The 11,680-nt window shown below is 45.3% G+C and carries 4 protein-coding genes; all 4 read left to right on the forward strand.

What is annotated here, in order from left to right; all coding sequences use genetic code 11:
• Positions 1-41: 41 nt before the first annotated feature.
• Positions 42-9,413: a LysM peptidoglycan-binding domain-containing protein gene (locus FTD44_RS03600; RefSeq protein WP_222165189.1), complete on the forward strand. Its 9,372-nt coding sequence runs from the start codon at positions 42-44 to the stop codon at positions 9,411-9,413.
• Positions 9,414-9,589: 176 nt separating this feature from the next.
• Entirely contained in the window at positions 9,590-10,312 is a 723-nt protein-coding gene (locus FTD44_RS03605; protein ID WP_222165190.1) for a 3-ketoacyl-ACP reductase, read from the forward strand.
• A gap of 142 nt (positions 10,313-10,454) precedes the next feature.
• Complete coding sequence (locus FTD44_RS03610; protein ID WP_222165191.1) at positions 10,455-10,898, forward strand: GNAT family N-acetyltransferase; 444 nt, start codon at positions 10,455-10,457, stop codon at positions 10,896-10,898.
• Between the two features lie 208 nt (positions 10,899-11,106).
• Complete coding sequence (locus FTD44_RS03615) at positions 11,107-11,583, forward strand: DUF4822 domain-containing protein (RefSeq protein WP_222165192.1); 477 nt, start codon at positions 11,107-11,109, stop codon at positions 11,581-11,583.
• Positions 11,584-11,680 lie beyond the last annotated feature (97 nt).

The following is an 11,680-nucleotide window of genomic DNA, read 5'->3' on the forward strand; positions in this document are numbered from 1 at the left end:
GCTGGAAAACCATATTTCAAAACCATGAATACAATCGTATTATGAGCCTGCAACAAATCGCTTCTGATCTTAAGAAAAAGGTCAGTAACCAACAACTCTCATTGGACAACAGCATTATCAAGCAAGACAGTTTTGCTTTTGTGCTTTCCTATTTCACTAATAATATCATTAATCTTACAGGTATCAACGATCCTGATAAACAGATTGCGGTAAAGGATAGTATACTGACCATTACAGCCAGTCAATCTCAGTATAACCTGAGCACCAATGTAACCATAACCCTTACGCAAAAGGATGATGACAGCATCCGGAGCGATTATAATACCAACTTTACCAATATTACATTCAGCGGACTAAGCAGCTGGGGTATTATTCCTACTATGGTATTCGATCCCTCTGTGCTGCCCGTGCTGCCTTTCGATACGGTAGGGATGAGCATCAGTTCGGAACAGGGCGTACAAACCTGGACGGCTGCCAATTCCAAAAACACGATGGATCTGATCGGCACTATCGGTCTTAAATTAAGTGGCATCGGGTTTTCCATCTTAAGATCGCCCAACCCGCTGGAAGGTGGATATGATACATCATTTTCACTCAAAGGAACATTCCTTTTGGGTAAATCAAACCTGAGCATTACGGTACAGGTTCCGGTCAGTATAAGTACTCCCAGAGGGCAATGGCTGATCGGCCTCCAATCTACGTCTACACTGGCCGATGGTATTGCTGATCTTACACAGATTGCCTTCGGCAATAACCTGTTTGCTTCTCTACCCCCGGGCTTCCAGGATGCTCTGCAGTTCAGCATTTCAGAACTGATGATCGTTTTCTCTTTAAACACCAAAGAGGTTAAATACATAAAAGTCAGCATTAACAGACCGGAGGACAAACCCTGGCAGGTAGTGGATGGATTTACCATCTTAAGTGCCGGTGCTACATTCAGCCTGGACAAACAGGATACAGGCTTTTCACTCTCGACCTTTATTTTTGGTAAATTCCTGATCGGTAAGCCGGAGTCTTCAACTAAGGTATACCTGAATGTGGAGATGTCTATACCCGGTGGTAGTAATGACTGGGTTGCCACCATCAGCGGATCGATCAATAACAATGGTTTTGATACGGTGTTTTCCTCCCTGCCCACAAACAGCGGACAGCCTATGCCTGCATTCCCTGTCGGCCTTTCGCTGGAGCAGATCACCCTCGACTACCTGACCATTGCTTTTAACCCATCCTCCAAAACACTTACAGCAGTAAGGTTTAGCGTAACCAGTATACTGGAGCTGAATATATTTGACCTGCTGAAAGTACAGAACCCCTATGCGGCACTGGACATTACCAATCCCAGTCTGAGTACACAACGTACCATAACGGGTAAGGTAGGTGGCAGACTGGAAGTGGCGGGTATACCTTTCGATGTACTGGCCAACAAACCAGCCGCAAATACCGGATGGACCTTCTCTGCTGCCATGCCGGCCGGGACATCTATTCCCCTGCTGGACCTGGCTAAAAAATTCCTGCAGACCTTAAATATCACTTCGCTGCCCGACTGGGTCAATAAGGCTTCTTTGGATATTTCAGGAGTAAAGCTTTCTGTATATATGCCTACGGCTGATGCTAAGGATCAGAATAAAAAGTACCATGTAGAAGGTTCTGTAAAATGGGCCATTAATGTAAATAGCTTTGTGCTGCCCACGCTGACGGCGACCGTAGCCATGGATTATACCAACGGCAAAGCTACGGGTAATATAGCCGTAGATGCTATTCTGCTGGGATTACCATTTAAAGTAGGGTACAAATTCGGCACCCCGGATACAGCGGTATACCTGGAGTGGCTGGGCATACAGGCCGATTACAAACACGACAGCACTACCCAGACCGATACCATCAGTATCACCTTCGCCAACATGTCGGTGGGAGAGATCATCACACACCTGATTGCCTCTTTCGAGCCGGGCTTTACATTACCAGCTCCGTGGAATGCCTTAAACTCTATCAACCTGAGTGGCCTCTCGCTCATCTATACTCAGAATAAAACAGATGCGACCAAGAATAAAATCGTCATTGCCTATACTAAAAAGATAGACCTTACTTTTATCCAGATCAACACAGTAACCATCACCAAAGATAATACGGGGGTATTCCTGGGTTTTGACGGCACCTTCCTGGGCATGAAGATCACTTCTGAGTCCACAGACCCTGAAGTACAAAAACTTGCCGGTAAGGGAACAGATGTACGGGATATGGGCAGCATACCGGTACCGGGTATGGGGGCACAGTACTTCGATCTTGAATATCTCGGTCTCGGCCAGCGCGTAGCCTTATATCCATATAAAGACCTGAAGACAGTTGAACAGGCTACAGATGCTTTAAAAAACGTCTTCAAAGCGCCAGTGAAACCTGCACCGGGTCAGCCTCCGATACTGCCTATCAAAGCGAAACCAAAGGATCCTAATCCGCAACCCTCGCTGATCTTCAGTGAGCAGAGCAACTGGCTTATCGCGTCCAGGTTTACCATTATCCAGGCGATAAAACTGGGCATCATTTTTAATGACCCTAACTTATACGGATTGCTGGTACAACTGGACGGGGATAAAATGAAAGCCCTTAACGGCCTCAAATTCCAGATCCTGTACAAAAAAGTAACCGATTCTGTAGGTGTCTATCAGGTAGAGTTAAAACTACCGGACGCTGTACGGGAATTGCAGTTTGGTGCCATCTCTATCACCCTGCCGATCATTGGTATTGATATATACACCAACGGCAGCTTCAAACTTGATTTCGGATTTCCCTATAACATGGACTTCTCCAGATCCCTTACGGTGCAGGCATTCCCCTTTACCGGTTCCGGCGGATTCTACATTGCCTACCTTAATAATGTACCCTCAGACAATGTCCCCAAAACCACGCTGGGTAAGTTTAACCCTGTTATAGAATTCGGTCTGGGCCTGCAATTGGGTATAGGGAAGTCTATTAATAAAGGCATCCTTAAAGCCGGTTTCAGTATTACAGTAGTTGGTATTTTCGAAGGGGTCATTGCATTTTACAGTCCTAATACCGGTACACTGGGCAAAGACGAAACCTATTATAAAGTGTCTGCTACAGTAGGTATTGTAGGCAGGTTGTATGGTGAGATTAATTTTGCCATTATCTCTGCCTCACTGGACATTACAGTCTATGCCTATGTGCAGATGATTGTGGAAGCTTATCGCAAGATACCGATCTACCTGGAAGCCGGTGTATCAGTATCGCTGCGGGTATCGATTAACCTCGGCCTGTTTAAAATACACATCAACCTGCACTTCTCTACTACCGTAAGTGCATCCTTCACGATAGGATCGGACAGCCAGGCACCATGGGATGTATCTGCACCTAAAGACAAGAGACTGCGCCAGCATATTGCCGGTACATTATCGGATCAGCTGTACGCACCAGTCAATCTGAAATGGCAGCCGCTGATATTAACCGCTGCCGAAAAGCAGGATGAGCAGATATCTTTATACTTCTTCCCGCAACTCACGGTTGCCACCGACAACAGCACCCAGGCGGTACAATTTGCCAATATGCTGTACATCGATGCACCGGAAGATGGCAGTACCCAGGATGCTTCTTTAAACAAACTGGTCAAAGGTGTACTGTACTGGTGTATCAATGCGGCAATCAACAGCAGCAAGAGCAATACGACACTGGATGACCTGAGAAAGGCAACGGTTACCAAAGACATTCTAAAGCAATTACATGCTTATCTTTCCGATACAGCAACCAATCCAAGTCCTGTTACCTATACTGATATTGAAGCATTCCTGAAAGCATACTTTACGATCAACCTCATGGATCCGGATGCTGCAGTAGCCAGAAACGCTTCCGGAATGCTGCTTACCGTTAATGCCAGTATCTTCCCTATGTTCCCGCTGCTGGAATTATCCTGGCAGCTGAATGGAAAGGATACTAAGCTCTCTGGCTATACAGTAGATGACACGTACATGAAAGCGGTGGCAGACGAGATCGCAAAACTGCAGGTAAATTACCGGAACAAACTGGAAAAGGATACCGATAGCGCAGAACAACAGGCTCATGGTGCCGCTCATGAACAACTGCTGACTGCCGGAACACAATCCATGCCCACACTTGTATTCCAGGACTATATTCTGCTGGTAGCTAAAGCTGCATTGCAGGATGCGATAGACGAATTTGATAAATATACCTACGCGACAACCAAAAGCCTGAAAGATATAGTCACTTACTTTAACAGGCTCAGCTATACCCCGCCCTCACCAGCCGATCCGGTTAAAAATGAACTGACTCCGGGTATAATTGCTGCGGCTAATAGTGCAGTATTATTCAACAAAGACCGTATTCTCAATATTGCCGGAATCAAGTACCAGGTTAAGCATGGAGATACGGCTAAAATCATTGCTGATCTGTATCAGATCTCTGTAGCGCAATTAAACAATAAACAGAACAACAATATACAAGGGCTGATTGCGGAAAATACTAAGATACAAATAACCGGTTTTGCAGACTACCCGGTTGCAGCAGGACAAACAATTGAACAAATTACCCAGAGCATGACCGCCACTTCTGGTTCCGCGAAGCCCTCAACGGAGCAGGTATGGAATGCTGTCGCTACACAAGCGGTACTGCTGAGCCTGGCCATGCTGCAATTGCCGGACCTGAGTTATACTACCAAAGGCGATGACTCGTTTGAGCAACTGGCTACGCTGTACGGTATCTCTATTGAGGACCTGGCAAATGATACTGCAAATGCCCAGATCGAAAACCTGTTTGCGGCAGCAAGTCTTTCGATTCCGGAACTGGAAGTACTGAATGTAGAAAATGTGGCAGATACTTTTGACACCACAGATAATATCGCCCGTATTTCCGGTATGGCAGCACGCTATTTCCTGCATGGTATGCGCCTGCCAGTGCCCGGCAATATGAATACTGTTTCGGCACTCTATGCACTGACCGGACAACAGTTCAGCCTGCCGGCACTGAAGATCGGAGACAAATTAAGCATCAAGCTGACCAAGACCAGCGATACGGCTGATCCTTGCTGGTTGCAGCTGAATAATTCCTGTACCACGACCAGTCTCAGCATACCTATAAACGATAATACCATAAGCCGTATACAGGATCTGGCCACCATTTCACTGAACCCTGATACTACGCCTAAACCGCCACAGGCGATGCCATTAGGCAAACAAACAGAAGAGACCTTTACACTGAAACCGGGGTTCAGCTGGCAATATCCCGGCAAGTTGACTTTACCGATCGGCACCGCTCCGGTACAACTGGCAGGGCAGCCTTCTATCTGGGGATGCTCCGATGCGCTGATGAGCAGGATGCTTGCCCCTACAGATAAAAGCAATCTTGGTCTTGAAGTGATCAGACTGGTCAGAGAAAGCGCAGAAGGTGGTTTCAAACAGGAGCCGGTGAATTATGCATTCTCAACCGTACTGGAAGTATCGATACAGGAAATCACCGCTTCTGACGGCACACAAACGGGCAATACTTATGAAGTGATTGGCGCCAACGATACCAGTATTGTATTGCTGGAGCGCCTGATACAATACATGAATATTACGGGTAATGATAGTTTCATTCAACAGATACAGGTATTATATCCGCCGGATAATACGGGCAATACCCCGACCGGCATGCAATCTGCGGCCAATGGTAACATCACCCTTGCACTGATACAGGCCAACCTGTCTACGGAAACTAATCCGGCTGTATTCGGGGCACCATTGATGATGCAGGAGGAATCTAAAAATACGCTCAATAGCTTTAAACAATTTATCAGCTATCTATGGCAATGCAGCATTGTACGTACCGGTGGCTACTATCTGTATTACAAAACAGGTACCGGAGATGGTTTGCCCACAACTATTTTCAGTAAAGGCCGCACGGCCAAGATCAGTGTGCTGATTACGTATAAGGACAGCCTGTCTGTAAACTTTGTAAATAGTGTAGTTATTGCTACCCCTATCGATACCTCCAATACTACGGTTTATGTGAAAGCGGATAAATTAAGTACACTGACGGCCCTCACGACACCGGGCAATGCAGGCTTTATTCTGGAGCGCACTAAACCGGATGATTATGTACCGATCAACCCATACCCGATACCAGCAACTCCGGATGCGAAAACACAGGATACCAATTACCTCAATTCCCAGTTCAACCTGGTTGGGTATCGTTTGATAGAGAATGATACGTTTAAAGGAGTGTCTTCTTTACTGCCTGTTGGCCCAACCCACGAACCCGGAGACAAGCAACTCAACAAATTAAAAGCCTTACCAGATAAGGCACTCGCCGAGGAGAACTGGAAATATAACAGTATTATTCCATTGGCCAAAAATGTAAAAGACGCCAAACGCATACAACCGGCAAAGAGTACTTATCCTGCTGCTATAGATGATCCATATGCCGGTATCGGCAGTAGTGTGCAAGCGCGTTTGAACTGGCAGGATATGTTCGGTAATACCATCAATACGCCATTGTCCGACGGTACACATGATATCACTTTAGACAATTTATATACCGATAACCTGTATACCCTGTCCCAATGGCCAAGTGTTACTGCTTACTATTCTTTCCCTGCTACGAACAATGTACCGCAGTTATTGGTCGATATCATCCTGGACCCTTACCGATACACGATTTCGGATAAAGTAACTATGGCGGATGCCATCAGTAATGCGCAGATTGACCTGGTTACTTATCAGAAAATATACTTCCAGCTTATTCAGAAAGACATTAGCATCACACTGGAAAGCAGCATCAACAGTGAAGCGGTGCAACCTGCGTTCGCCGTGCAGGCCAGTATCTTGTCCGGCTATGCCGGAGATATATGGGCGTATCTGAATGCGGTAGTATTGAACCCGGAAACAGCTGTGGCTCCGTCATGCATCTCTTTTAAAAATCCAATAGCACTACAAAATAGCGCGCGGATATTTGAACTGACCGTGAATCTAACGATTAAGCGAACCGCTCATGTAGATCCGTTGTTTGCCGCAGTATTGCCGGTAAGCATTGCGGCTATTGCCTTAAAACCGGTTACCCGGGCAAGCGGTTCCGACTCATCCGACAACAATAAAGTCACTTCACTTACGGCATTTGCTACAGAATTCGAAGGTACATTTAAAGACCTTCCGGCTGCAGGCAATTTCCTTAAAATAGCCACAGGCCTGGACAGGCTGGACAGCGAGGATACGGATAATAAAGTATGGGTAGTGCATTTTGACACGAACGGGCAGGATGGTATCTATTACACCATCGACAATACACAGCAATATTTCTATGCTCCGGTACCATTAGCGAATAACCTGGAAACCTATGACAAAGTAAGCATCAACGAGTACAAATCCGGCGAAAATTACCCTTACGGTACACCACAATTAAAGACATTCTCTGATATTGACCTGGACAACTGGGGCAGAACTTGTCTGGAGGCAATTGACAGCTTCCTCACTGCTGAATATGCGACGCCAGCATTCCTGATTGATAATGGCATCAGCCTGCAAAAAGTACTGGATGCCAAAGAACTGATTGCAGAAGGCATTGCCGGAAATGTTGACATCATCATTCAACCGGAAAACCCGGATGAAAGCAGCAGAAAGCAAGCCAGCGAAAAACTGAAACAACAGGTGCTGATACAGTTATCCAATGCTTACAGGATCAATACGATTGTACAAAATGCAGTGACGGTGAAACATGGATTCGAGGGCAGCAATGAACCGGTAGCCCAGGGACCGTTTGTACCTCAGCTATATGGCTCAATGTCCGGTACCCTGAGCGATACCCTTATTGCCAAACATGCTCTTCTGGGTGCTGCAGAAGTACCCTCTGAAGAGTATACGCTGTCGACTGCAAAAATACCTTTAGGTAATGGCAAGTCCTACCTCACCTATCTGTTCGATGCCAAAGAAGCGGATAAACACAGCAGCTTTAACTTCAGTGATATGACCTATAAGGTGTCCTATATTGAGCATCAGATAGACAAGGTGGACAACATGGGCGATTACCATGCCTCATCCTGGCTCACGATGATTATTCCGCTGGAGTCTTCTATGACCGCAGTAGGGCCGGTGCAGATACCGGTTGCATTGAGAAGTTATCCTACTCCTCCTTCACTTACCGACCAGCAGATCGTTTATGCCGCATCGGGAGGTCCCGATACCCAAACGACTCTTGAACAAGCAGCATTATGGGACTATTCATTCAGTTACCTTCCGCCAAAAGCCGGACAGGACCAGATACATGCGCAGTTGCAATTTAATACCGGCGGGCAGGGCCAGTTGAAGCATCAGTACTTCCAGGATGGAGACGGTAATTATGACCCGACTTTGCTCCCTGCAACATTAGCACAGTTCATTTCCGTTTATCCGGAGATTAAGAAAGATCTTGTTTCGGTATTGCTGCAATCACCGACCGATCCAAAAGCGGCCAAAGCGGTAACTGCCTTTGCTCAGCTGATCAATAATGTTGGTACGGCCTGGAAACAATGGAAACAGGTTAAGGATGGCTTCAGACTAATGCAGCAAAATGCCCTACCCATTCTTACCTATGATTACGACATCATTGAATCTCCCTCAGACAATACACCTGAAGCCAAACTGGTCATCAAAGTATTGCCATCCGGAACCGCACCGGCATTGACAATGGACTTACCCGGATATACAGCCGAAACGGACGGCAGTGGCACATTCTACAAAATGGTCAACAATAAAAAGGTTTATCTTAAATACGCAGATAAAACGACTGTTGCCAATCGCGACCTGAGCCTCTGCAACCAGAGCATACTGGAAGTACAGAATGCCTGGTCTGGTGTTATCCTAACCAGGAATGAAGACCTCGTCAGGAAAACAGATGGTACGTATAAAAAGACAATGGACGCATTTATTTACAAAACGCCACTGGTGAGGTTCTATAATGAACTGGTTCCTCTACTCGTTTGTAATGAAAGTATTTATATTGCTGAAATTACCAATCCCGGTAAACCGCAACAGCTCAACCTTGCCAGGCATCTGCAAAACCTATTCAGAACTTTGCTGAGTAACAGCAATAACCTCAACCAGATGATCAAGGTAGAATGCCTGTATCAATATAACCTGAAAGGGATTGACGATTTTAATCAGATCACAATACCGGTATTACTGGCCACTCCTACATTATTCACTTTAGAAACCGATTGGAATATCGGAACTGAAGGGGAGTACTGTAAGGATAGCAATAGCTTTACCTGTAACATAACGACTACAGTGCTGTCCTGGTTTGCGAACAATCATCCGTCGCGGAATAACGGTTGCCTGAAATGGATTATAGAGCTGTATGACGCTTCCGGAAATAAGCTGCCTATTCTGAAACTGGACAACCTTCTATTGCCAGTTAAATACGTCAGCGAGTTAAGTTGAGTCTATTTCAAAGCGGATAATAATTGACCCGATGCATTTAAAACAAAGCGCTGTTGTGATACAATAGCGCTTTTGTTTGTAAGGCTACGCTTAAAAGGCAAATGTTATGATTGGCAAAATCTATTGGTATACAACGTAAATATTGGGATTTTTGCAGCTTAAAGATTTATCATCATATGCAATCATTACAAGGAAAAACAGCAATTATTACCGGTGCAGGTAAGGGTTTAGGAAAAGCTATGGCTGTAGCCTTAGCTGCTGAGGGCGTCCATTTAGGACTGATCGCCAGAACGGCTTCTGACCTGGAGACACTGTCTGAAAGCTTAAAAGCTATAAACCCTGACATTACCGTAGCCTATGCCACAGCTGATATCGCGCAATATAATGAAGTAAAATCAGCAGTCGCCTCCATTACTGCTGATCTTAAAACCGTAGATATGCTCATCAATAGTGCCGGCATTTTCAAAGCGGGAGGGATATTGGAACTTCCGGTAGAAGAGTGGGAACAGGTCTTCAATGTAAATGTACTGGGCACTTATTATGTAGTACGCGAGGTACTGCCATTTATATTGCAGCAAGGCCAGGGTGATGTGATCAACATTGCCTCCACTGCCGGTACGAAAGGAAATGCTAAACTGAGTGCTTACGGTGCATCGAAAGCAGCCGTAATTAATTTCAGCGAAAGCATGATGCAGGAACTGCGCAAATCGAACATCAGGGTGAGCACATTAAACCCGAGTACCATCGCTACCGACATGGCATTAAATGCAAACCTCACGGACGGTAATGAAGAGAAAGTATTGCAGCCGGAGGACTTTGCATTCCTGGTTGTCAATAATCTAAAACTGCCACAACGCGCTTTTGTTAAGGATCTGGGCCTATGGTCTACCAACCCTTAACAGGCTGCATACATCAGCAATGCCGATCTGAATACAAATAATCTGATAGAGTGTCACTCCTGTTTAGTGGCACTTTTTTTATGCAGTATTGTTAATGCATTTCAAGTTTTAATAATACTTTTAAATGCTAAAACACCAACCCATGCTCATCAGAGAAGCTCATATAAGTGATATACCCTCAATACAAATAGTACGGAATGCAGTTAAGGAAAATATGCTTTCTGATCCGGCATTGGTAACGGACCAGGATTGTGAACTGTTTATAACCCTGCGGGGCAAAGGATGGGTCTGTATTGCAGATGATCAAATCGTAGGGTTTTCTATTGCAGACCTTGTGGAAAATAATGTCTGGGCACTATTTGTACATCCGGACTATGATAAACGAGGCATCGGGAAACAGCTGCATGATATTATGCTGAAATGGTATTTCAGCCAAAGTACTGCAACAATATGGCTGGGTACTGCACCAGGAACACGTGCAGCCTCATTTTACAGAAAGGCCGGCTGGACAGAAGTGGGCACACATGGAAATGGAGAAATTAAGTTTGAGATGCCCTTCGAAAAATGGGAACAAATTAATGCATAAATACATCGTCATAAAAGAGGGACAGGCCGAAATGCCTGTCCCTCTTTTATGATATCCTCAATGCAGTATCAGTACCTCAGTATACATTCTTTAAGATGTACACCTGCAATTGATTTCCCTGTAATAAATTCTTCAAGCAATGGCATGATATCAGCAAAGCAATTGCATATGGTCCGCGTAATTTTATCAGACAATAAATTAATTACATATGAACGTATTAAAGAAGATTTCAATGGTTATCCTGCTGGCTTTATGCAGCACCCTGATCTTTAGCTGCAGCAAAGATGATGCGACACCGGATACTGTATTGACCCCGAGCCAGCTGCTGTCCAGAACCCCGTGGGAGACCACCAATGCCCAAAATAACAACGGACAGGATGTTGCGCTGACGGATGCTAATGTATCCAACTTTGTTGGCTTTGCTTATTTTAAAGAAGATGGTACGTTCACGATGTACAATCTTGATGACACTCCTAAAATGCATGGTGACTGGAGCGTATCGGCCGATGGCAAAACACGTACCATCGTTGCCAAGAATGATGCGGGCACGGTATTGTTTACCCGCGTGGTGGATATTACGGTACTGAACAAAGTAGAATTTACCTACAGGATATATCCTAACAGCAATGACCAGACGGTATACTTCGACATCATTCATACCCCTACCACGCATATCGAGCCATAAGCGGCTGCAACATAGCATACAGTTCCTCCACTGAACTGTTTAATCAGAGGTAATAAATATAAAAACATGAATTAGCGGCATGAATATGCCGGTTAAT

The sequence above is a fragment of the Edaphocola aurantiacus genome, assembly GCF_019797745.1.
Classification (GTDB): domain Bacteria; phylum Bacteroidota; class Bacteroidia; order Chitinophagales; family Chitinophagaceae; genus Edaphocola; species Edaphocola aurantiacus.